22 protein-coding genes are annotated in these 24772 nt (G+C 36.1%); 4 read left to right on the top strand and 18 right to left on the bottom strand.

Going from position 1 to position 24772, the window contains the following annotated elements; translation table 11 throughout:
* Positions 1-48 precede the first annotated feature (48 nt).
* The 3 genes from MYP_RS00110 to MYP_RS00100 form a co-directional block, all read right to left on the bottom strand.
* Entirely contained in the window at positions 49-1677 is a 1629-nt protein-coding gene (locus tag MYP_RS00110) for an acyl-CoA carboxylase subunit beta (protein ID WP_045456851.1), read from the bottom strand.
* 279 nt (positions 1678-1956) lie between these two features.
* Complete coding sequence (locus tag MYP_RS00105) at positions 1957-2892, bottom strand: MlaD family protein (RefSeq protein ID WP_045456849.1); 936 nt, start codon at positions 2890-2892, stop codon at positions 1957-1959.
* 2 nt (positions 2893-2894) lie between these two features.
* Complete coding sequence (locus MYP_RS00100) at positions 2895-3677, bottom strand: N-acetylmuramoyl-L-alanine amidase family protein (RefSeq protein ID WP_045456847.1); 783 nt, start codon at positions 3675-3677, stop codon at positions 2895-2897.
* Positions 3678-3835: 158 nt separating this feature from the next.
* Here MYP_RS00100 and MYP_RS00095 point away from each other — a divergent pair, with 158 nt between their 5' ends.
* A complete protein-coding gene (locus MYP_RS00095) occupies positions 3836-6418 on the top strand; it encodes a putative LPS assembly protein LptD (RefSeq protein WP_052429835.1) in 2583 nt (860 codons plus the stop codon).
* A 279-nt stretch (positions 6419-6697) separates the two neighbouring features.
* Positions 6698-7765: a branched-chain amino acid aminotransferase gene (locus MYP_RS00090; RefSeq protein ID WP_045456841.1), complete on the top strand. Its 1068-nt coding sequence runs from the start codon at positions 6698-6700 to the stop codon at positions 7763-7765.
* 135 nt (positions 7766-7900) lie between these two features.
* On the opposite strand, the gene MYP_RS00085 is transcribed toward MYP_RS00090, so the two are convergent.
* The 3 genes from MYP_RS00085 to MYP_RS00075 all read right to left on the bottom strand — a co-directional run bounded on the left by MYP_RS00085 (position 7901) and on the right by MYP_RS00075 (position 10419).
* On the bottom strand, positions 7901-8623 hold the full coding sequence (locus MYP_RS00085) for a 2-phosphosulfolactate phosphatase (protein ID WP_045456838.1): 723 nt from the start codon (positions 8621-8623) through the stop codon (positions 7901-7903).
* Positions 8624-8633: 10 nt separating this feature from the next.
* A complete protein-coding gene (gene gcvT / locus MYP_RS00080) occupies positions 8634-9737 on the bottom strand; it encodes a glycine cleavage system aminomethyltransferase GcvT (RefSeq protein WP_045456835.1) in 1104 nt (367 codons plus the stop codon).
* Between the two features lie 73 nt (positions 9738-9810).
* Positions 9811-10419 (bottom strand): ribonuclease HII, encoded by a 609-nt coding sequence (locus MYP_RS00075; RefSeq protein ID WP_045456832.1) that lies wholly within the window; start codon positions 10417-10419, stop codon positions 9811-9813.
* A 106-nt stretch (positions 10420-10525) separates the two neighbouring features.
* Here MYP_RS00075 and MYP_RS00070 point away from each other — a divergent pair, with 106 nt between their 5' ends.
* Positions 10526-11074: an NUDIX domain-containing protein gene (locus MYP_RS00070; protein ID WP_045458877.1), complete on the top strand. Its 549-nt coding sequence runs from the start codon at positions 10526-10528 to the stop codon at positions 11072-11074.
* A 195-nt stretch (positions 11075-11269) separates the two neighbouring features.
* Here MYP_RS00070 and MYP_RS00065 read toward each other — a convergent pair whose 3' ends face one another.
* The 4 genes from MYP_RS00065 to MYP_RS00050 are packed head-to-tail and all read right to left on the bottom strand — an operon-like array spanning position 11270 to position 16786.
* Complete coding sequence (locus MYP_RS00065) at positions 11270-12706, bottom strand: LysM peptidoglycan-binding domain-containing protein (RefSeq protein ID WP_045456829.1); 1437 nt, start codon at positions 12704-12706, stop codon at positions 11270-11272.
* Positions 12707-12723: 17 nt separating this feature from the next.
* Positions 12724-14046, bottom strand: coding sequence for an RIP metalloprotease RseP (gene rseP, locus MYP_RS00060; protein ID WP_045456827.1), 1323 nt, complete (start codon positions 14044-14046; stop codon positions 12724-12726).
* A 58-nt stretch (positions 14047-14104) separates the two neighbouring features.
* Complete coding sequence (locus MYP_RS00055; protein ID WP_045456825.1) at positions 14105-15271, bottom strand: 1-deoxy-D-xylulose-5-phosphate reductoisomerase; 1167 nt, start codon at positions 15269-15271, stop codon at positions 14105-14107.
* Positions 15272-15286: 15 nt separating this feature from the next.
* On the bottom strand, positions 15287-16786 hold the full coding sequence (locus MYP_RS00050; RefSeq protein ID WP_045456823.1) for a GH3 auxin-responsive promoter family protein: 1500 nt from the start codon (positions 16784-16786) through the stop codon (positions 15287-15289).
* Positions 16787-16925: 139 nt separating this feature from the next.
* Between MYP_RS00050 and MYP_RS00045 the strand changes: the two genes are divergently transcribed.
* A complete protein-coding gene (locus MYP_RS00045) occupies positions 16926-18335 on the top strand; it encodes a trypsin-like peptidase domain-containing protein (RefSeq protein WP_045456820.1) in 1410 nt (469 codons plus the stop codon).
* 213 nt (positions 18336-18548) lie between these two features.
* On the opposite strand, the gene MYP_RS00040 is transcribed toward MYP_RS00045, so the two are convergent.
* From MYP_RS00040 to MYP_RS00005, 8 genes are all read right to left on the bottom strand, one after another.
* A complete protein-coding gene (locus tag MYP_RS00040) occupies positions 18549-19319 on the bottom strand; it encodes a hypothetical protein (protein WP_045456817.1) in 771 nt (256 codons plus the stop codon).
* A gap of 9 nt (positions 19320-19328) precedes the next feature.
* Positions 19329-19961: a hypothetical protein gene (locus tag MYP_RS00035; RefSeq protein ID WP_045456814.1), complete on the bottom strand. Its 633-nt coding sequence runs from the start codon at positions 19959-19961 to the stop codon at positions 19329-19331.
* Between the two features lies 1 nt (position 19962).
* Positions 19963-20547 (bottom strand): RNA polymerase sigma factor, encoded by a 585-nt coding sequence (locus MYP_RS00030; protein ID WP_052429834.1) that lies wholly within the window; start codon positions 20545-20547, stop codon positions 19963-19965.
* 256 nt (positions 20548-20803) lie between these two features.
* Positions 20804-21001 carry a hypothetical protein gene (locus MYP_RS00025; protein ID WP_045456811.1) on the bottom strand — a complete coding sequence of 66 codons (198 nt, stop codon included), beginning with the start codon at positions 20999-21001 and terminating at the stop codon, positions 20804-20806.
* A 55-nt stretch (positions 21002-21056) separates the two neighbouring features.
* Positions 21057-21605, bottom strand: a complete 549-nt coding sequence (locus MYP_RS00020) for a DNRLRE domain-containing protein (RefSeq protein ID WP_197059973.1) — start codon at positions 21603-21605, stop codon at positions 21057-21059.
* Positions 21606-21747: 142 nt separating this feature from the next.
* Positions 21748-22401: a DNRLRE domain-containing protein gene (locus tag MYP_RS00015; RefSeq protein WP_197059972.1), complete on the bottom strand. Its 654-nt coding sequence runs from the start codon at positions 22399-22401 to the stop codon at positions 21748-21750.
* Between the two features lie 123 nt (positions 22402-22524).
* Entirely contained in the window at positions 22525-23208 is a 684-nt protein-coding gene (locus MYP_RS00010) for a DNRLRE domain-containing protein (RefSeq protein ID WP_156140207.1), read from the bottom strand.
* Between the two features lie 544 nt (positions 23209-23752).
* On the bottom strand, positions 23753-24772 hold a 1020-nt coding region (locus tag MYP_RS00005; RefSeq protein ID WP_156140205.1), incomplete at its 5' end, for an alkene reductase.

Genomic DNA, 24772 nt, shown 5'->3' with positions numbered 1-24772 from the left:
TAATAACCAAAATTCAAACTATAAAGATATACAGGAAACCTGAAAACATCATGTTTGAAGGATTCCTGGGTTAAACTTTTTTTCAATTGGAGCGTTATTGGCAGCTTCTATGCCAATGGAAATTGATTTTCTGGTTTCTTTAGGATCAATTATTCCATCTACCCATATGCGGGAGGCAGCATAATAGGGAGAGAGCTTCTCATTGTACTGGGACGTAATCTCTTCAAGGATTTTCTTTTCCTCTTCCGGAGTGATGGTTTGTCCTTTTGCTTTCATAGAAGATACTTTGATTTGAAGAAGTGTTTTACCTGCTGAAGCTCCACTCATAACCCCCAATTGCGCTGTTGGCCATGCAAAAATTAATCTTGGATCATAAGCCTTCCCACACATAGCATAGTTGCCTGCACCAAAAGAATTACCAATGATAAGAGTAAACTTTGGTACCACAGAATTAGCCACTGCATTAACCATCTTAGCACCATCTTTTATAATACCTCCATGCTCAGATCTGGTACCTACCATAAATCCTGTAACATCCTGAATAAACAATAATGGAATTTTCTTTTGATTACAATTCATGATAAAACGAGCAGCTTTATCAGCAGAATCTGAATATATCACCCCTCCCATCTGCATCTCGTCCTTTTTATTTTTAACCATTTTGCGCTGGTTGGCAACAATACCCACAGACCAACCATCTATTCTTGCTAGGCCACACAAAATGGTTTTTCCATACAGTTCTTTGTATTCCTCAAATTCTGAATTATCGACCAGGCGTTCTATTATTTCCCTCATGTCATAGGGCTTCACCCTATCTGCAGGTAATATTCCATATATTTCATCCGAGTCCTTTGTTGGCGGTTTGGGTTCTACTCGGTCAAATCCTGCTTTGTCCGAATGTCCGATTTTACTGATTATACTTCTTATCTTCTCCAGGCATTCCTCATCATTGGCACATTTATAATCTGTTACTCCTGAAATTTCAGAATGGGTAGAGGCACCTCCGAGTGTTTCATTATCTACAGTTTCACCAATAGCCGCTTTTACCAGGTAAGGTCCCGCAAGATAGATAGAACCTGTGTTTTCAACAATCAAAGCCTCATCGGACATAATTGGCAGGTATGCTCCACCGGCAACACAACTACCCATGATGGCTGAAATCTGCACAATTCCTGAAGAAGACATAATGGCATTGTTTCTGAATATCCGTCCAAAGTGTTCTTTATCCGGAAAGACTTCGTCCTGCATTGGTAAGAAAACACCTGCACTGTCTACCAGATATATAATAGGTAGTCTGTTCTCCATCGCTATTTCCTGAGCTCGAAGGTTTTTCTTTGCAGTAATCGGAAACCAGGCTCCTGCTTTCACAGTAGCGTCATTTGCAACTATCATACAAAGACGTCCGTGAATATATCCTATTCCAGTAACCACACCAGCAGAGGGACATCCCCCAACTTCAGAGTACATGCCTTCTCCTGCCAAGGCTGCTATTTCAAGAAATTGAGAGTCCTTATCTATTAATTTTTTAATTCTTTCCCTTGCAGTTAGCTTACCCTTTTCATGCTGCTCTTCTATTTTCTTTTCTCCGCCTCCTAGTTTTACTTTTTGTAATCTTGTTTTTAACTGAAAGGAAAGTTGTCTGAAAACATCTTCATTTTTGTTGAACTCAATATTCATGACCTTCGGGGTTAAAATAAATAAACTGACAATAATAGTTAGGATGATGAGTCGAACTTATTAGTATCTATTAAACGGGTTCCACATCCTATTTGAAAATACTGAATAAAAATCGTTACTGACTTTCCAAAATCCAGGTTTTATTATCCTTATGATACTTTTATTTGTTATTTACTTAGGATAAAAAATTTTGTTCTCTTTTGAGACTGGTAATTTAAAACAAAAAATCCCGCAGAAGCGGGATTTACAATTTTCTTTTTCAATAAATAACTCATTTTACTATTCAGGAGCTACGTATCCCTTTTTAGGTTTCTGCCCCAGAGGAGAGAAGTAATGCTTCGGATTATTTCTAAGATCAATAACCAGCTTGTCCATATTCTTAACAGCACTATTAAGATTGTCAATAAATGCTTTGTCATTCACCAATGCGCCGATACTACCCTGCCCAGAGTTAATTTTATTGGTAATAGAACTAAGATTTTCCATTGCTTTGTTGGCATTTGCAACTGTTGCTTTTAACTCAAGATCATTTAAAGAATCAGCGAAATGATTCATTTTAGCAATCAGTGGTTTTAACTCTTTTTCTGTTTGAGCCAAAGATGAGGTCATAGCCGAAAGATTTGAGGTGATTGCATAAAGATTCTTTCTGTTTTCACCAATAAGTAATTTCAAATCGCCGGAAGCCAGTTCAAAATTGTGAAGAGTTGTTTTTACACTCGTACCCAGCTCATCTCCAAAAATTTTGTTAAGATTTACGACAGTTGAGTCAAGGTTGGTTAGTATTGGAATTGCTTTTTCACTGAGCATTTCGGTGATATTCTTTTCAATCTTTCCTTTGAGCGTATCGCCATTTTCAAAAGTCCTGCTATTTTTGCCGAGTTTAAGGTCGATCGATTTGCCACCTAATAAATCTGTATTGGCAATGAAAGCGCTTGTTGAGTCTCCCAAAACAATATGTTCATCTACCTGAATCTGAACAACAATCTTGTTATTCTGGGATGTGACCATTTTGAGATTGTCTACACGGCCTATGGTCATACCGTTCAAAGTGACAGGATTTGAAACTGTGAGTCCGTCAATCTGATTGTAAACGATGTAGTATTTTTTTGTAGGAGAAAAAAAGTCTACTCCTTTTAAAAAATTAAATCCGATATATAGTATCACACCGGCAACCAGGGCCAATAGTCCTACCTTTACTTCTTTAGATATTTTCACTTTTATTTATTCATTGATTCAAGTTCTGATTTATATTCTTTCAGGGCTCTGTAAATTCCTGAAGCCATATAAACCTGGCTTGTTTTGTTTTTCAAAAATTTTTCTTCAGCTGGATTGGTTAAAAACCCGATTTCTATCAAGACACTAGGCATTGCGCTCTTCCACAATACAACCAATCCTGCCTGCTTTACTCCCCTGCTTGTTCTTCCAATTCTTGTAGAGAATTGTTTTTCGACTTTTTGTGCAAATCTAAGACTATTTTCGATAAAAGCATTCTGGTAAACTGAAAAGAGGATATGTGCCTGAGGAGAGCTGGGATCAAAACCCTGGTAATTTTTCTTATAATTAGATTCTTTCAGTATAACAGAGTTTTCTCTTTTCGCCACTTCAAGATTGTCTTCGGTTGTATGCAATCCCATTGTATATGTCTCAGTACCAAATACATGCTTAGGGCCAGAGTTACAATGAATAGAGATAAACAAATCTGCATTGTTTCGGTTTGCAATACCGGCACGGTCGTGAAGTTCAACAAATTCGTTTTTTGTTCTTGTATAGATTACCTTTACGTCGGGAAGATTCTCTTTGATGATTCTGCCAAGTTCAAGTGCGGTTGCGAGAGTGATTTCAGCTTCATGAGAATTCTTTCCAAGACAACCGGGATCTTTACCTCCGTGACCTGCATCAATTACAACTGTTCTAAGCTTGTATTGTTTGACCTCAACAGGAGTGAAGGAAGTTAGCACAATAATTGCTGAGAGGAGGATGGTCAATACAATATTGTTCAAAATATTCGATTTTAAAAGTTATTACGATAACTTTGCATACAAAAATTGTAAATTTTTAATAAATTCTGAAAAAACTAGTACAAAATTTAGGTGTATTTTTTCTGACTATCTTTCTGCTTTCAGGCAGAATTGCTTTTTCTCAGTCAGATTCTACCGAGGTGCTGGCGCCGGCAGAAAGCACGGAAGCCGCTGCAGTAAAGGATACTACAGACACTTCTGATTCGCTTAATGTGAAACATAAAGGCGACATTGAAACTACTATTAAATATTCTGCAAGAGATTCCATACGTCTTGATGTGGTGACTCAAACAGCATATTTATATGGTGATGCAAAAATCAATTATGGAGATATTACTCTGGAAGCCGAGCAGATTGAAATTAACTGGGCAACTTCTACGCTGACTGCTGTTGGTGTTCCTGATTCAACAGGAAAAGTAAAAGGAGTTCCTCTGTTTAAAGAAAAGGATGACAAATATTCCGCAGATATCATCAAATACAACTTCAAAACCCGCAAAGGAATAATTTCAGGCATCATTACTCAGCAAGGCGAAGGATTTATCCATGGTGAAAAAGTAAAAAGAACTGATGAAGCACTATTCATTAATAGTGCTAATTATACGACCTGTAATCTGGCTCATCCGCATTTTCATATCAGAGCAAATAAACTAAAGGTAATTCCTCAGGACAAGATTGTAACAGGACCATTTAACCTTTATGTTGCAGATGTTCCTACCCCACTGGGTTTTATTCTTGGAATCTTTCCGGTACCTAAAAAGAACAAATCCGGATTGATCTTTCCAATGTATGGTGAATCCCGCGACAGAGGATTTTTCCTGAGAAACGGTGGGTATTATTTTGCAATCAATGATTACGTTGCCTCAAGGTTAATCGGAGAGATTTATACATTGGGAAGTTATGGACTGCAATCTCAGACAGACTATATAAGCAGGTACAAATTCAGGGGAAACCTGGATTTAGCGTTTAATCATAGGAAAAGTACCAATCCGAATTTTGGTGTGGCAGAGGGAGCTAAAGAATTCTATTTTGTTGATGATTATAAAATTGTCTGGAACCACCAGACGATATCAAAGAAAAACAGCAGGCTTTCTTCAGGGGTTAATTTTGCCAGTACAACTTTTAACAGAAATAATGCTTATAACCCGGCAGCCTATTTAACAAATACAATGACCTCCAGTATTTCTTATTCAAAATTCTTCGGGGGTACACCATTCAATTTATCACTTGCTGCAAGATCTACTCAGAATAATAACACAGGAGTATACGATTTTACATTCCCTGATTTTGCTTTTAACATGAACAGGATTTATCCATTCAAGAAAAAAATCGGAGACGGAAACAGCTGGTATGAAAAAATTAACGTTTCTTATGGCTCGATTGGATCAATTCAGGCCAGTAACTTAAGTGGTGTAAGAAGGGGAAGAACTCCGGAGGGTGAAAACCTTGATACCTTAAAATTAAACTTTAACAATCTGGGAAGGATCTTCTCTCCTCCTTATGCCAGAAGCGGCCTCAGACATTCTGCAAGTGTTGCTACCACCATTAAAGCCCTGAAATACTTCAACCTGAACCCATCTTTGAACTTCAACGAGTACATGTATTTTAACAGGCTAAATTATAGAACAATTGGTCCTGACACCAATCAAGTCGTAACTTATGATACTCTTAGAAGATTTTCAAACGCTTATGATTTTAACTTCAGCGCCGACTTAACTACCAGAATTTTCGGATCTGTCTATTTCAAAAAAGGCAGCCTAATGGGCGTCCGCCATACATTGATCCCTACTTTAAATTATACATACCGTCCTGATTTTTCGAAACTATTTGGAGGTCCGTCTTATCAGATTGTTCCAGTAACCGCAAGAGGCGAGACTACGAACCAATCCCTTTCCAGGTATAATGGATTTCTTTACGGAGGTCCTGGCAGGGGTGAATCTAATATGCTCTCTTTCAGTTTAAATAATACAATAGAAGCTAAAGTTAAAACAAAAAACGATAGTGTAAACCCAACTAAAAAAGTACCAATTCTCGAAAACCTTTCTATGAATGGTTCCTATGACTTCACCGCAGATTCATTTCAACTTAGCAAAATTGCTATTTCTGCCAGAACTAAACTTTTCAATAGACTGGATATAAATTTTAATTATGTGTTCGACCCTTATTTTTACACGTTAGATTCCCAGTCAACTAGAGGAGTATTTCAAAGACGTAATGATATAATTACTTTTGGAGGAACAAAAGATCAGCAATACTCTTTAATGCTTAGCACCAATCTGAATCCTGCAGCTAAAAAGAAAAATTACAAAGCTCCAAATGCAAGTCAGGCAGAACTTAATGTAATTAACGCCAATCCGGAAATGTATGTGGACTTCAATATTCCATGGAGCATGTATGTAAGCTACAACCTTAGCTATACAAAAATTGGCTATAATCTAGGCAATAGGATACAAACGCTTTCTTTCAACGGAGATTTGAGGATTTCTGAAAAATGGAAAATCGGATTCAACTCTGGATATGATATAACCAACCAGGCGGTAACCTATACCCAGATCAATGTCTACCGTGACCTTCATTGCTGGGAGATGCGTTTCAACTGGATTCCGTTTGGATACAGACAATCTTATAGTTTTGACATAAATGTTAAAGCTTCGGTACTTCAGGATCTGAAATTGAACAGAAAACGTGACTGGTACGACAACTCGCTTAGAACAGGCCCGCGTTAATTGTAAAATTATAACTACACCTGCAACCTTTAAATAAAACTGTAAATCAATAATTTACATCCTAAAAAAGATCTGATAATTCTTTTTATATTTCTATATATAAAATAACCAGACAAATAATAACATACAATTTCTAAAATCCGTTATTAAAACAGCATACACTTTATTTAAGGCTTGCTAAAAAAATTTAAGGTTGATCTTGTAAAAAGTCAGTTTTGATTGATTTTGGATCACCAAAATAATAACTTTACCGTTAAACATTGAGAATTTCCCCTTTTTATGATTAATACTCAGAATATCGAAATTGAAAAGACCAAACATTCAAAGTTAAGTCAGACGGATTTTACAAATCTTGAGTTTGGAGCAGTATACTCAGACCATATGTTTGTCATGGATTACAAAGATAAGCAATGGGGCGGATTGAGAATTGTGCCTTTCCAGAATATTTCAATGAGTCCTGCCACCTCAGTTTTACACTATGGCCAGACGATATTTGAAGGTTTAAAAGCATACAGAGCAGATAATGGGGACATTCTTCTATTTCGTCCTCTTGATCATCATAAAAGGCTAAACAAATCTGCAAAAAGACTTTGCATGCCTGAGCTTGACGAAAGTGCGTACCTTGAAGGTATAACTGAACTAATTAAACTGGACAGAGCCTGGATTCCTAATCAGCCAGGATGCTCTCTCTACCTTAGACCATTTATGTATGCATCAGATGAGTTTATTGGGGTAAAACCATCTTCTACTTATAAATTTATAGTATTTACTTCACCTGTTGCCGGCTATTATAAAGGAACAGTTAAAGTTATCATAGAGACAGAATATGTAAGAGCAGCAGAAGGTGGTACTGGATTTACAAAATCAGGAGGTAACTATGCTGCCTCTCTTTTGCCTGCCAAACTTGCTGCTGAAAAGGGATATCAGCAGATTATGTGGACAGACAGCAAAGAGCATAAATATTTTGAAGAATCCGGAACCATGAACCTGATGTTTATCATCGGAGATACTCTTGTTACGCCACCTCTGTCTACATCTATTCTTGCAGGGATTACGAGAGACAGTATTCTTACATTGGCTAAGGACTGGGGTGTAAAAGTGGAAGAAAGAAGAGTATCTGTAGATGAGGTTGTAAAAGCTTATGAAAACGGAACGCTGAAAGATGCTTTCGGAACAGGAACAGCTGCAACAATTACTCAGATATCTACAATAAATTATAAAGGAACTGACCTTGTTCTACCAGGCGAAGAGACAAGAGAGCTTTCTAACAAATTGAATAAGGCGCTAAATGATATTAAGCTTGGAAAAGCAGAAGATAAATTTGGCTGGATATACAGAATAAAATAATCCAAAAGTTTATAAACAAAAGGAGTCCTGAATGCAAGTAAAAATTACTTGAATTCAGGACACTTTTTTAAGTCTGATTAATAAACCACATCTTCATTTTTACTCCTGAAGAAGCAGGAATTAGCCATTAAAAGATTAAGTCAGGACCAGTTTTTCCATATCAACCAATGCATCTTCTTTAAGCACTGGTATTACATTAAACTGATCTTCGCGAAGACAAAATTCAATATCTTTTTGAATGTGTAGATTTTTTAATCTTTTGACATGCGAGCATGCTGAAAGGTAATCCAACATATCTTTTTTAGCATAATTGTACAATGTGGCAGAAGCAATAACAGCATCATTTTCAATTTCAAAATGATCTTTCAAACCTTCCACTACTGCACCAGCAAATAGAGTATCTTCAAGATTTACTTTACCTTTCCACCCTGCACAAACAATCAGCACATCATTAGGTTGAGAAATAAGATAGTTTATAACAGCAGTTTTATTCAGAAAAGAACCGATGATAACTTCTTCTGCATCTTTTGATTTTGAGATTGCCAAAGTTCCATTGGTTGTAGTCATAGCAATGGTTTTGCCCGCATAAGCATTGTTAAGATAAGCGAGGGGAGAATTTCCAAGATCGAAACCTTCAGGCATTTTTCCATCCCTTTCGGCAGCACCAACACATCCTTTTTGCCTAAGTGACTGACATTCCTCCAACTTCGCAACAGGAATAATTTTTTCAACCCCATTAGCAATGGCTACAGTCATACATGAGGTTGCCCTAAGAATATCAACAATTACAACTACCCTGTTTTTTACTCCATATAAATGAAGGAGCTCAGGGGTAAGGCATACATCCACTTTTCTCATATTCTAGCTTTTACTTCTTCAGGAAAGGAAGCTTTACAACCTTAGCCTTATGTTTTTTACTTCTTATATCAATAAATATTTCTGAATCTACCTCTGCAAATGGAGTTGAAACATATCCCATTCCAATACCGACAGACAAAGTTGGAGATTGTGTTCCGGATGTCACTTCTCCGATTTTATTTCCCTCTGCATCCAAAATCGGATAATGGCTTCTCGGAATGCCCCTCTCCTGCATCACAAACCCTACCAGCTTTTTTGACACACCTTTGTCTTTTTGCTCTCTTAAGGATTTAGAATTAACAAAATCTTTGGTAAATTTTGTAATCCAGCCAAGATTTGCCTCTATTGGAGAAGTACTATCATCTATGTCATTTCCGTAAAGACAGAATCCCATTTCCAGCCTTAACGTATCCCGTGCACCCAGACCTATAGGTTTAATTCCAAACGACTTACCTGCCTCCATGATTTTATTCCAGACAAGTACTGCTTTATCACTGGGAACATAAATCTCAAAACCGCCAGCGCCAGTATATCCTGTAGCGGAAACAATCACATTTGAAACCCCGGCAAAATCTGTAATTTCAAATGTATAATATTCCATTGAAGACAAGTTTAGACTTGTAAGTCCTTGAAGAGCTTCTGTGGCTTTTGGGCCCTGAACTGCAAAAAGTGCTGTTTGATCAGAAATATTTTCCAGCTGAGCTCCGAACGAATTATGACTTGATATCCAGTTCCAGTCCTTTTCTATATTTGATGCATTTACAACAAGCAAATATTCCTCGTTGTTTATCTTATAGACAAGGAGATCGTCTACAATACCACCTTTAGAATTTGGTAAGCAAGAATATTGAATTTTGCCATTGAACAGTTTTGACGCATCGTTGCTGGTCACCTTCTGAATCAACTCCAAAGCCCCTTTTCCCCTCACCATAAACTCTCCCATATGAGATACATCAAAAATACCGACAGCTTCTCTTACAGTATTATGTTCATCCAGATCTGATGAATAACGGACAGGCATGTTAAACCCTGCGAATGGTACCATTTTAGCACCTAGTGCAGTATGAAGGTCATTCAAAGGGACCTTTTTGAGTATTGTTTCAGTGTTTTCCATATAAAAATTGTATAAAAATACGATTTTTTATTTTGACTTTAAAGATTGATAATATTGCCTGTCAGAGATAAGGTCAAAATAAATTCAATTGAGAATCGAAGCCCGATTTATCAAGTTTAAAAGAGAGCCTGTGAAAAGGAGAAAGTCCATTTTGGAAAATTGCTTCTCTATGCTTTGGAGTTCCATATCCCATATTGTTTTCCCAGTCATAAACAGGAAATTTTGAAGCAAGTTTGACCATAAGATCATCACGGTAGGTTTTAGCCAGCACAGAAGCTGCTGCAATGCTCAGATATTTTGCATCACCTTCAACAATACAGTAGTGACTGGTTTTTTTGTAGGGCTTAAACCTATTACCATCAATCAGAAGGAGTTCGGGCTTGGTTTTAAGTTTTCCAATAGCCTTGTGCATAGCAAGAAATGATGCATTCAGAATATTAATTTCATCAATGACTGTATGGGAGACTTCAGCTATTGCCCAGGAAATTGCATCACGTTTTATTTCTTCACGCAGAAGCTCTCTTTGCTTTTTTGAAAGCTGCTTAGAATCATTGAGTATAGGGTGATGGTAATCTTTAGGTAAAATTACGCTTGCAGCAACAACAGGACCTGCAAGGCAGCCTCTTCCCGCTTCATCAACCCCTGCTTCCACTAAATCTTCAGTATGGTAGGATTTCAGCATCAATAACAAATTGCTATTATAAAAGTAAGGAATAATAATGACTCCCTGAAATCCTTCTTTTAATTATATTATGCTAAATTTATCCACAAATTCAAATTCAGAACATATGGAGCTAACTCAAAACCCATGGAAAACAGTCTCTTCCAGATCTATTTATGACAATCCATGGATTTCTGTCCGCGAAGATCAGGTAATCAACCCAAAAGGAGGAAATGGAATTTACGGAGTAGTAACTTTTAAAAATATAGCTATCGGAATTATCCCGGTAGATGACGAAGGCTATACATACCTTGTTGGTCAATACAGATATACACTAAATGAATATTCCTGGGAAATTCCTGAAGGTGGGGGACCAATTGGTATTGACCCACTTGAGTCTGCAAAAAGAGAACTCAAAGAAGAAACAGGTTTTACTGCTGATCAATGGACCAATATCTGCACTATCCATACGTCAAACAGCGTAACCTCCGAAGTCGGTTATTTATATCTTGCACAAGGGCTGAAAGATGGAGAAAGCGAGCCTGAAGATACTGAAGAATTGCAGGTAAAGAGAGTACATCTGAAAGATGCGGTGGAAATGGTGATGAACAATGAAATTACTGATAGTCTGAGTATAGCAGGTATTCTGAAAGCTGCTAGAATATTGAAGATCTGAGGAAAACAGTAAAAGTAATCAGTGATAGAGAACTGAAATAATAAAAAGAATAGAATAAATTTATTACTCTAAAAAATAAAAGGCTGCAAAATGAGCAGCCTTCTTCTTTTAATAAATATTGTTTTTTTCTTATTATTCCTGTTTCAATAAGCTGTTGTTCCTAATTCTGTTTACTGTTACAGTTCTCTGTTACTGTTATTTCTGGTCTGGAGCAGGAAGTTCCGATAAAATTCTCTCTGCTATTTTAGGACAATTGTCTGCAACGATTTGGTAAACGTAGTTGGAATTGGAATTATAATGCGTCTTGAATTTATTGCCTGCAATTTGTTTCCCTTCATTGTCATAAATGGAGAAATGAGTTGTAAAGCTTCTTTCAAAATTTAAAGCTGCCCTATCCAGGCAATGCTCATAATCTGTTTTAACTTCAAACTGGTTGATGAAAATATAATAATCAACGCTGTATTTTGAATTAAAATAATCGAAAAACTCCTGAGGGTTTTTGATCTTCACTCCAAAATAGCTTCCAAAATCTTCAGGCACATCATATTTCTTTTCATTTTGAGGAATCAGTTTTTCTTTCTGTTTCTCAATCCAGTTCTTAGTAGATTTTGCTTTGGCTTCTTTTACCTCCTGTTGCTGAATATTAACAGTGGTTACAGATTCCTGATATGCATAGCTCACTGAGCTGTAAATTTTATTCAAGTCACCAATAGAGTCCTTAGCTTTTCCTCCGACCAGATAAATCATTTCATAGCCAGGCTTATCCAGTAAAGCATTTAATCTTCTTCTGAATACCTGACGAACCTTGGTGCGAGGCATATTGGATTTAGCTGCAATTTCATCATCAGCATCACTGAAATATAAATATGGATCAAACGGAATGACCAGAATTTGCTTCATTTCCGGATCATATCTGTATTGTTCCTGACCACTGGTGGGCCATGCTGTAGCTGTTGTATTTGATTGTTCAGTAGTACTTACAGGTGCCGGTTGTGGCTTAGCCTTTTCAGCAGGAGTAGTTTTTTCCGCAACTACAGGTTGCTTTACAGGTTCCTTTGTTTCTGTAGCAGAAGAAGGTTTTGCTGGCTGAGCATTAGCAGTATTCACAGCAGGTGCTGCCTTTGGCTGTTCAGTAGTTGTATTTTGCTTTACTGGTTCCGTCTTAGGATTTGAATTTTGAGCAATTGAGGAAGGAGCGCTTTGTTGACTCTTATAGCCAACTACTATTTCCTGACCAGCCTTCAGTTCCATCCCATTCCATTTTAACAGATCATTCATTGGAATGTTGTATTTTTTGGAAATTCCAAACAACGTTTCACCAGCTGTCACTTTATGCACTATGGCATCCTCACTTTTTCTGATTTGCTGAACAATTGAAGGATTATAAGGTATGTTTATGATCTGCCCGACCTTCAGGCCATTTTCTAACTGAGGATTAATTTCCATCAGATCATTAACAGAGACACCATATTTTGTTGAAATACCATATATAGTTTCTCCCGGAGACACCAGATATTTCACATGGAGTTTGTCGTCTATTTTGACGACTCCAAGTGAATCAAGGGGGGCAGAAAATACAGAAGCATTTCCTAACAATAGTAAGAGGCAAACCTGAAAAAACCTTTTAGTCATATTAGGTTAAATAAAATTTATTGAAACTTTTTAAATATGTCATTGCCAAAGGCAAATACCATTAAAGACAATAGAATGACCATTCCCACTTTCTGAGCCACTTCAAGAAATTTATCTGATGGTTTTCTACCCGAAACTATTTCATAAGTAAGGAACATCACGTGTCCTCCATCTAATGCTGGTATAGGAAGGAAATTCATAAATGCAAGCACCATGGAAAGTAATCCTGTCATAAACCAGAACCTTTGCCAGATCCACTGATTTCCAAATTTCGATGCAATTCCAATCGGACCGCTTACTGACTTGCTTAGAGGTACTTCTCTTTTAAAGATTTTTCCAAACCCTCTTACAGTATTAGTAATTACAGCAAATGCATCAGTGGTGCCTTTCGGAACGGCCTGCCAAAAAGTATAATAGTCCGTTTTGGTTTCCAGAAGCATTTTAGGCTGGAATCCAATCTTTCCTTCTTTTGATACCTCAGGATTTAATGTCAATAATTTTCCCTCTCTCTCCACAACAATATTTGCCCTCTTGTTCTTCAGAGTCTCCAGCTTGGAAGTCAATTCATGAAAATATCTTATAGAATCGCCATTGATAGTGATAATCTTATCATTTGGTTTCAAGCCAGCCTTTGCTGCATTAGAACCGTCTTCTACGGCTTCCACACCAAATGGAGTAATAGCTGAAATGAAATTGTTTTTATCTTCTGAAAGTTTACCAGCAATATTGCTTGGTATTTTTATAGTAAGAAGTGAATCGCCTCTTTTAACAGTATAAAAATTATTGTCAGTTAGAAATACATCAGCATTAATAACATCTTCTGGAAATTTCTCATAAGGTTTACCATTTACATTGACAATTTTATCTCCTGTCTTTAAACCTATTTCTCTTCCTAGTTCATGCGCTACTATACCATTTTTGTTAATTTCAGAAGCAGGGAAATATTCTGACCCATATACATAAGTAGCTATTATAAAAATAATTATTCCAACAACAACATTGACAATTATTCCGCCCATCATAACGATCAATCTTTGCCAGGCTGGCTTAGCTCTGAATTCGTAAGGTTTAGGTTCTTCTGAAAGCTCTTTTGTATCGAGAGACTCGTCAACCATTCCGGAGATTTTTACGAAACCACCTAGTGGTACAGCACCGAATGAATATTCTGTTTCACCTTTTTTAAACCCGAAAATTTTTGGAGGAAAACCAATCGAAAATTTTTCAACCCGCATTCCGAAATATTTAGCAGCAAGCATGTGCCCCGCTTCGTGAACTCCCACTAAAATAGAAAGCGCCAGCAAAAGCTGACCTGCCATAATTAAAATGCCTAATACATCCATTATCTCTAAGTTCCTTTAAACAATAGTAATCAATAAATATGAAAAATATAAGTAAAATTTATACTTTATAAAGCTTTCTTTTTGCAAGCTGTCTCGTTTCAATATCTGTCTGTACAAAATCTTCATAAGTAGGCCTGCATATATATGGAATGCTGGCCATACAATCTTCAACAACATCTGGAATATCCAGGAAGTTTATTTTATCTGCCAAAAACTCCTGAACAGCTATTTCATTTGCAGCATTCAAAATACAGGCCATATTGCCTCCCTTTTCCATTGCCTCATAGGCCAGTTTTAAATTTCTAAAGGTTTCCATATCCGGCTTTTCAAAAGTAAGATTTGGATAATCAAGAAAATTGAACCTTGGAAAATCTGAATTGAGACGTTCCGGATAAGAGAGTGCATATTGAATAGGCAACTTCATATCTGGCAGACCCATCTGGGCTTTCATGGAACCATCAGTAAACTGAACAAGAGAATGAATGATAGATTGAGGATGTACAATTACTTCAATTTGTGAAGATTCAAGTCCAAACAGCCACTTCGCTTCAATCACTTCGAGCCCTTTATTCATCAAAGAGGCAGAATCTATTGTTATTTTTGCTCCCATGTTCCAGTTTGGATGCTTCAAAGCATCTCGTTTGGTAACAGTTTTAAGAAAATCCAATGATTTTCCGCGAAAGGGTCCACCAGAAGCTGTAAGAATTATCTTTTCGATTTTTGAATAATCCTCGCCTGCAAGACATTGAAAAATAGCCGAATGTTCTGAGTCAACAGGATAGATATTTACTTTACTTATTTTGGCAGCATGTGTAATCAGTTCACCTGCAACCACTAGCGTTTCTTTATTTGCCAAAGCTATATCTTTTCCGGCAGCAATAGCCTTCAGAGTAGGCAACAAGCCTGAGTAGCCTACCATCGCTGTTAGCACCAGATCTATTCTTTCAGTCTGGACCACATCTGCAAGTGCTTCTTTACCACAAAACACCTTAATATTTGCTGGCTCCAGTGCTGATTTAACTTTCTCGAAATGTTCTGCATTTCCAATAACTACAGTTTCCGGCAAAAACTCAAGGCATTGACTGATAAGTAATTCTGCATTATTTTCAGCAGAAAGGACATCTATTTTAAATTTATCATGATGAGCTCTGACAACATCAAGAGCTTGCGTTCCAATTGAACCTGTAGATCCTAATATTGCAATATGCTTTTTTAAAATACCCATGAAATCTGTAAAAATTTACACTTGCTTAAATTGTTCTATCTGGTCTGCAATCTTACGATCATTAGCCAGTCTCGGAAGTTTATTCTGACCACCAAGTTTTCCGATTGATTTCATGTAATCTATAAATGCACCTTTTTTCATTGGAGTGATTTCCAGTTTTCTTAAAATATTTCCGGAAATCAAATCGTCATAATATGTGTTCAACCTAACCATCTCTGCATCCAGATCCTCTCTGAAAGCATTGATGTCGTTAGGAAATTTATTAAACTCTATAAACCACTGATGATATGGCAGCCCTTCTTTGGGAGTTACCTGAGGTGCAACAGTGAACTCTATTACTTCTGTTTCCGGATGTTTGGAAACAGCAAATTTTAATGCTTTTTCAACTTCTTCACCTATAACATGTTCCCCAAAGGCCGAAATGAAATGTTTTATCCTTCCAGTAACAATGATTCTGTAAGGATCTTTGGAAACGAATTTTATCATATCTCCAATAGAGTATCCCCACAAACCTGCATTTGTATTCATAATTAATGCGTAATTAACGCCCAACTGTACTTCATTGATATTTAACCTGGTTGGATTTTCATTAAAATATTCATCAGCAGGTATGAATTCATAGAAAATACCACTATTAAGCAACAACAAAAGCTGATTACTATCTTGCTGATCCTGAAAGGCTATAAACCCTTCTGAGGCAGGATAAGTCTCTATTGAATCAATTTTTTTACCTATCGATTCAAACAATTTGGCTTTGTAAGGTTCAAAATTAACGCCACCGTAAACAAACAAAGAGAAATCAGGAAATATATCTTTGATTTTCTTACCAGTTCTTGCAGTAATTCGGTCAAAGTACATTTGCACCCATGGCGGAATACCGGAGATAAGAGTCATTCTCTGATCTATGGTTTCTTCTATGATTGTATCAAGCTTTTCCTCCCAATCCTCGATGCAATTTGTTTGGTAACTTGGTTTTTGGTTGGTCCTCAGATAGCCTGGAACATGATGATTTACAATACCTGATAATCTTCCCACATGAATTCCGTTTTTCATCTCCATTTCAGGACTTCCGGAAAGGAAAATTAACTTTCCATCCAGAAAAATTGATTTACCGGTGTTATAAACATAGTTCAACAAAGCATCTCTTGCTCCGCTAATATGGTAAGGAATGGATTCTTTGCTTATTGGAATGTATTTTATACCACTGGTTGTGCCTGAAGTTTTGGCGAAATAAAGAGGTTTGTCCGGCCAAAGGATATCCGGTTGGCCATCAACGACCTTCTCAATGTAAGATTTTAACTCCTCATAGTCTCTTACAGGTACTCTTTTTTTAAAATCTTCATAGGATTTTATACCAGCAAAATCATGGTCTCTGCCAAATGCAGTATGTTTCGCTTTATCGATGAGGTATTTAAAGACTTTCTGCTGAGTTCCTGACGGATCGGACGCCCACTTTTTTTGTTTTGATACTACAAAATTAGCTATTGGCTTACTTAATATTGCTCTGATTCCCATATACGTGTCTTTACAAATTTAATAAATAAGAGCAATTATCCTTATTAAATATTCCCATGTTCCAATTTTAGAAAAAACTTCTTCAAAAAATTGTAAGAATTTTATAATTTTTCGCTCTTAGATGCGTCACTTTATTATTATGAAAAAGTTTATACCAATAATTTTTCTTGGGTTTGCTTCTGGCATAGCGGGCTCATATACTTATGGATTGTTCCACAAAAGTGAACCCATTATTATTCAAGCCACCAACCCGACAAATAAGGTTTTTGCAAATTACAAATCTCAGGAATCTATAAATATGACCGGAGATTTTGTAGCAGCTTCTGCACAGAGCACCCCTTCAGTAGTTTTTATTCAGACTGTTGGAACCAATGCTCAAAGCTCATGGTTTGACTGGTATTTTAATGGAAGTAGTCAGGTTGCCAGCTCTGGTTCGGGAGTGATCTTTTCAGACAACGGTTATATCATTACCAACAATCACGTTATTCAAAAGGCTGATAAGATTGAAGTAATTCATGAACGAAAAACCTATCAGGCAAAAATAGTTGGTACGGACCCAAGTACCGATTTAGCAATTCTTAAAGTAGAAGCCGAAGGACTTCCTGCTGTTAAAATCGGTAATTCTAAAAACCTTCAGATTGGAGAATGGGTGCTTGCCGTAGGAAATCCATTTAATCTGACATCTACTGTAACAGCCGGTATTGTTAGTGCAAAAGCGAGAAATATAAATGTTGTGAACAGTCAATTTCCTCTGGAATCTTTCATACAGACTGATGCAGCCATTAACCCAGGCAATAGTGGTGGAGCACTTGTAAATTCCAAGGGGGAACTGGTAGGAATCAATACAGCCATACTATCCAAGACAGGTTCATATACAGGGTATGGATTTGCTGTGCCAGTCGATATCGTGGTTAAGGTAGTTAAAGATCTTATAAAATACGGATGTGTTCAAAAAGCTTTCATAGGTGCTGAAGTCTCTGAAGTGAATACATCTGTAGCAGAGAAGCATCATTTGAAAGATTTGTCAGGAGTAATTGTTACCTATCTGCAAAAAGACGGAGCTGCTGAAAAAATTGGTCTGAAAAAAGGCGATATCATCTTAAAGCTAAATGACATTCCGGTGAATACCAGAAGTGAGTTTGAGGAGTTACTTGCCTATCATAATCCGGGTGATAAGATAAAGATTACTTTTAAAAGTGATTCAAAACTGACTGACGAATCTGTGACACTTACTAACCGGGAGGGAACTACAGCAATGTTGGTAAAACAAGTTACGACCTCTCAGAACCTTGGAGCTTCCTTTGAAACTGTTTCAAAGGTTGAAAGAGATAAACTTAATATAGCAAACGGAGTCAAAATATCTGGAATTAAAAATGGACTCATTGCAAGAATGGGGCTACCTGAAGGTTTTATAATCACCTCTATTAATAAGGTTGCCATTAATTCTCCTGAAGAGTTGATTGAAATCTTGGAAAAAATAAAAGGAAGGGTTATGATTGAAGGTTTGTCTTCAAACGGAGCAAGAAGCTACTACAACTTCTATTTTTAAATAGAAAATAGAAAATAGAAAATATAAAAAACTAAACCAAAAAACGAATGAAAATTTTAAAAAAGCTGATGATCATCTCATCAGCTTTTTTTGAAAGTCTTATTAAAACATCATCCCTGATCCTTCCCAAAGAAAGAACTTTAATTCATCTGAATAACAAAAATTTAATACTTACAAGTCATTAGTGAATTCTAACTTCAAGATTGTTTCATTTCAAAATGCAAACGACAAACCTATTTCAGTTGAGAAAAAATTTCTTTGTTGAACATATGGTGTTTTGCTTTTTATAACCGTCGAGATATTGCCTCTGTACCCAGGCTCAACGATGAGCTGAAGCCTTTCTGATAATTTATATCCCAAACGGAATCCAAGGCCTAAGCTAAATACATAAGTTTTAAAATTATCTGTCTTTATTGAATTTACAGATGTAAAGTCTTTTGTCGAAATGATTTTACCTTCAGCTTCTATTAACCTGCTGACAACTCCATACCCTTGAATAACACAGTTAAGCTTTCCGTCCCCGACCTTATAACCAGCAGCCAAAGATACATCCAGGTAATTATAATGATTTACCAGATTATACTGTTCTGAAAAGTCTCCGGCTATAAATCTTTCACGGACGGAAGTAAAGGCAACTCCAGGAGTTATATATATTTTTTCCTTTGTAAACGAAAGGTTTAAACCGATTCTATAACTAAGTAAGGGATCAGCAGCTCTTTTTTGATTTGTCAGAAAATCCTTACAATCTTCACATACATCATAATAACTTGAATAATAGACAGGTGCTCCGTAAATTGTTAAAAATCTGGTATACTCTTTTGGTTCATCAATGTATACCTCTTTTCTGATAACGTAATCTGCTTTTTTTATGATGACAGTATCAACCTCGTCTTCTGTTGAGAGGTTAGTTGTGTCAATCTGAGCAAAAGATAATCCGGAAACAAATAGAAATACTATAGAAATTAAAAATAACTTAATACACATGCCAATAACTTAATTCTTTCTTTTGGGTTTTCTTTTACTCAATGTATCAATAACAATAATAGTATCCTGTTTGGTAATATAGACTATTCTCTTTTTCGAGACATCTTTTTTCTTTTGTTGCTCAGGCTGACTTAATTCAGTTAATGAGAGGTTAGCTTCCTTGCTTGATTGCTGCAATTTTTCATTATTCCCCAGTGTATCCTGGTTAATATCTAAAGGAATATGTAAATTCTTATTTGTGTTAATTTTATAATTTGCTACACTTTCTGATTTTACGATTTTTTTAGGCTTTACCTTAACTACTGATACTCTTTGAGATACTACCGATTTACTATCTTTATTTATCTGCTTTAATTCTTTTTGGTCAAATTTCTCAAACTCAATATTTTCCTTTTTTACAGCAACAGAAGGTTGAGTTCTAACATTTTTTCCAGCAAGAGTATAAATCAATGATAAAGCAGAAAATAAAAAACATAAGACAATCAGAGAACAATAATAGATATTGAAATTAACAAAAGAAAATCTGAAGAAATTTATCCTGGGAAGAGCAAGGTCTATTTCCGACCATTCGTCTTCATTGGGTTGAATTTCATAATTTTCAAGCCCTTGTTTAAAAATATTCTCTATACTCCTTTTTTCCATTTCACATTCCCCTTTCCGAAGAGTTTACCCATCGCTTGTCGGACAGGTTGATCAGGTAATCTTTTAACAACTTTTTAGCTCTAAATAACCTGGTCCTTGAAGTCTTTTCATCCAGAGATAACATTTGAGCTATATCTGCATGAGAATGATTTTCAATACAAAATAAGTTGAATACCAATTTATATTGCTCAGGTAAACTACTCAAAGCTTTTATTAAATCTTCAGAAGTATATTCTGAGTATAATTCTTCAACCTCTTCTTCCTGTTCCAATCCTAACTCTCTTGAATTCAGCAAAGAGATTTCTTCCAATGAAAATTTATTTCTATTCTTTTTATAATGAGAAATAGCTGTGTTAATCATTATTCTTTTAATCCACCCCTCGAAGCTCCCCTTTCCATTATATGATTTTATGTTTGAAAAGACTTTGATAAATCCTTCCTGCATAAGATCTTTTGCTTCTTCCTCATTGGAAGAATATCTTACACATAAAGCTTTCATTTTAGGTGCATACGCTTTGTATAATGCATTTTGTGCTGTTGAATTATACTCTTTACAACCTTTAATTATGTCTGCTTCCTTCAGCATCAGTTTTCTGATTCCGGATTATTTTAGTAAGATATTAATACTAAAATAATTTAATTAACCCGAAATAAAAAACACTTGAACTATAAGGAAATCATTTCATCGATTATTTTTTATAAATTATTGTTAATTCCGGATGTAACTTTTGATCCGGATGATCAGAAGAACAGTACCGCATATTTTTCATCGTTCCTTCTGGTAACATTTCAAACTAATCCCGTTTCATTAAAACCACAAAACTAAAATAATTTTGAGGACTTTAATATTGCTTTTGAACAAGGCTGGTAATATCAATATTACAGGAATAATCTGGGTTATTGGATGGAAAATCGGTACGAAATTCACCAGAGGACAATAAACGATCATCTATATCCATATTGTCTTCCTCCCAAGTTTGAATCACAACCTGTATAGCAAATAGATTTGGATTAATTTTCTCTTCAAGACAATGACTCATTCATTTCTACAGGATTTGGATAGATATTAAATGAGTTTGAAAAACTCTACTTTTATCATTCATAATCAATTATCAATTCTGGGTGCAGGCTTTGATCCGGATGATCAGAAGAGCAATAATTGAACATATATTTAGTTTGATCATAAGGCGGAACAATGATAAACCCATAATAATTGGCAGGTCTTTCGAGCTCCTTTGCGATAAGTGGTGTTACGTCAATACTGCACGAAAAGCTGGAATCATTGGCAGGAAATTGAATTTTCAATGCTCCTGAAGTTAATGGTTCATTGCCGTATATGCTGACCTGCTCGCCCCAAGGCTGTATGACTGCCCGCGCCGACCATCCATGAGATTGGATTATATCTGATAATGGTATCTTGCGAAAAGTGGAATCGTATGTATCAATAAATAGTTTCAATACAGCTCTTTTTAATTTTGAATTCGATGGTAGCTGATCAAGATCAAACTCAATAAATCCGTTACCTTTACTCAAACCACTATCATCTTCATACATGAAGGTTAAGACACTAGTATCTCCAAAGTTTTTTCCGAACTTATCCGGCATCGAAATAGCATCCTTTCCTTCAGGTCCCGGCTTTAGCATTAGATGGAATATATTAATTACTTCATCTTCTTCCGGACAATAAGGATGAGTACATCTAGTTAAAAAAATTCCACAAGAAATGAGAATCCCAATAAGAAGAGAAACGCACCTTGTCAAATTTTTAATTACAATCTCTAGTCGCTCACTCATTCTCATACTCCACTTCAAGTTGCGGGCGCAATTCTTTCCGATCATTATCAGAGGAACAAAAAACTACACATTGATTGGGACTTTCAAACTTATTTCTGATCATAAACCCGTTATATCCCGGAGTGCCTTTATACTTCTGCCGGATATGTTCTGTAACATCAATGGTAAATGATTGGATTGAAAACTGAGGGCCGGGTAAATTAAAAACATCAGTCATTGACACTTCGGGCTGATCAAACCATGTTATCTCATTTTCATTCCACGGACTCACTATTCGATAAATCTGCCATTCATTATTCAATTTCACTCCCTGATAACTCTGAACAGAATGGCCTATAATATTGGGAGCTTTATTAACAGTATCTGCAAAAAGTTTTAAATATGCACTTACTATCTTTGCCCCAGCAGGCATATATTCTTTTATATCAAAATCAATATATCCTCTTTCAGTATAGGGCAATACATTTTCCGTCCATGTTAAAGCATTTAAACTTTTAACGTTGCCAAAATTTTCTTCCGGGTAATAAGTTGAGACCCCAGCATCTTTACCTTCTGCTCCTGGCTGAATAACAATAGTAAACCTATTGATCACTTTTGTACCGACTTCTCCATTTGGAGCTAAACAAACAGGATTAGAACAACTCATTAAACATATTAGAATTAACCATAAGAAGAAGCACTTGCCTCTCCATATTTCCCCAAAATATGAATGCAAAAGGTTCATATTTATTTTTCTTTCCATCACAACAACCACTTACTTAGTTAAACACTACTGATAAACCACCATCAATTCTGGTCGTAGTTTAGGATAAGCATAATCTGAAGAACAAAAACTTATTTTGCGACTCCCGTTTTCATCCTTCAATTTTATCAAAAAACCGTATGAACTCCCTTTATAGCGGAATTGCTGAGCTATATGATCAGTAACATTAATTGTATATTTCTGAGAAAATGAGGTTGCCGGAGCGCAGGCAATTTTTGAAGAAATATCTGTTGAAGGAATATTAAACCAGGTAATACTATTTTCTTCCCATGGAGTTGTTATTGTTTCAACAACCCAATCATTTGTCTCAAAAGAACCGGAAGAAGATGTCGAATGGCCAGCATATCCTCCAGTCATTAAAACCGTATCAGCATATAATATCAATTCTGCATTTAAGATAGAAGCTCCTGTAGGAATTGAAGAAATGTCAAAGTCTATGTAGGCTCTTTCTACATATGGAATTCTGTCTATATTGGATATCATAGCGTTTAATGATAAACCATTACCAAAATTATGTTCCGGATAGTAAGAACTGACTATTGCATCTTTCCCTTCCGGACCTGGCTTTATGACAATTGTATCTATACTTCCATCAAGTCTAGGATCAATGGGAGATTTATCAGACATACATCCAGATATACTAAGAAGCAATAGTATAATAAAAAAATTAATCTGTAGAAGTTTATCCATAAGGTAACTACATTGTATGGCCTCAAAACTGAGGACACAGAAGTTTATCAATATCTAATCAACAATTTCATAATAATATTCCCAGATTTTCTCATCTGAGTAAAAATGAATTACCTTATAGACTTCAAAATTTGAAATCGTTCCCAATAAGAATATTTTTGATTGGTTTGCGTGTAAAATTGAATTGACATTTTTAATAATCTTAATTACTGTTAAGATGAATTACTAAAAATCAATAACTTCTAAGAAAAATCATAAAATTAGCCTTCCGGCTTTTATTTTTTTTAGAAAAAAAAGCCTAACTTAGATTTAAAGACGGTTAAAAGAAGGCCTTTTCAAGGTTTTAATTTCATCAATGTTAACTTCTTTCGTCGCTAAATAGCCTCTGTGCGGAAATGTATTCACTTTTTATTTCCATGGGACTAAAAGGTTTAATCGCTGGAAGTAATTAAATTCAATAAAATTACAGAGGCTATTTTTCAATAAATAAAAAAAACGCACCGGATTTCTCCGGCACGTCTTTCAACTTCACGTGGCCTTAATATTAATTTAATGAGCTATAATCTGTATAACCTTCGTCTCCTGCTGCATAGAATAATTGTTGATTGCCTTCTGCAAGAGGAGCATTGTTTCTGAAACGTTCTGGCAAATCAGGATTAGAAATAAAGAACCTTCCGAATGATACAAGATCTCCTCTACCTTCCTCAATTGCTTGTTCTGCCCTTGCTTTGTCATAACCACCGGCAAGGATCAATGTCTTATTAAAAGTTTTTCTGATTGCTGCAACCAATAAGCGACCTTCTTCTGAAGCATTGGCAAGAGCATCAATTATGTGCAGATAAAGGATATCCAGCTTATTTAACTCTTCTGCTATATACTTATAGGTTTCTGTAATTTCAGGATATAGCTCCAGATCATTAAAAGTATTATAAGGAGAGATTCTTACTCCTACTTTATCTTTACCTATTGCTGCGATCACTGCATTAGCGGTTTCAATTAAAAAGCGGCTTCTGTTTTCAGTTGAACCTCCATAAGCATCAGTTCTCTTGTTGGTTGATGGATTGATAAATTGCTCTATTAAATAACCATTGGCTCCATGCAGCTCCACTCCGTCAAAGCCCGCCTCTACTGCATTTTTAGCTGCCTGAGCGAACTCTGCTACTGTCAGTCTTATTTCCTCTTCTGTAAGCTCTGATGGCTGAGGCATAGGCTGCATTCCCAATGTATCGGTCCACATTTCGCTTTTAGGAACAACAGCAGATGGAGCCACAATTTTTGAACCAGGCAGCATGTTGGCCGGATGTGCAATTCTACCTACGTGCATTAATTGTACTATGATTTTTCCACCTTTATCGTGAACAGCCTTTGTTACTTTCTTCCAGCCATCAATTTGCTCTTTTGTAAAAATACCAGGAGTTCTCGCATAACCGATACCATTGGCAGATGGTGCCGTTCCCTCTGTAATGATGAGTCCGGCTGAAGCTCTTTGAGCATAGTAGATTGCTACATTTTCTCCTGGGATGGAATTGATTGCTCTTGACCTTGTCATAGGAGCCATTACAAT

Origin of the sequence: Sporocytophaga myxococcoides (assembly GCF_000775915.1) — a bacterium.
Classification (GTDB): Bacteria; Bacteroidota; Bacteroidia; order Cytophagales; family Cytophagaceae; genus Sporocytophaga; species Sporocytophaga myxococcoides_A.
This window is presented reverse-complemented; position numbering and strand designations above follow the sequence as displayed.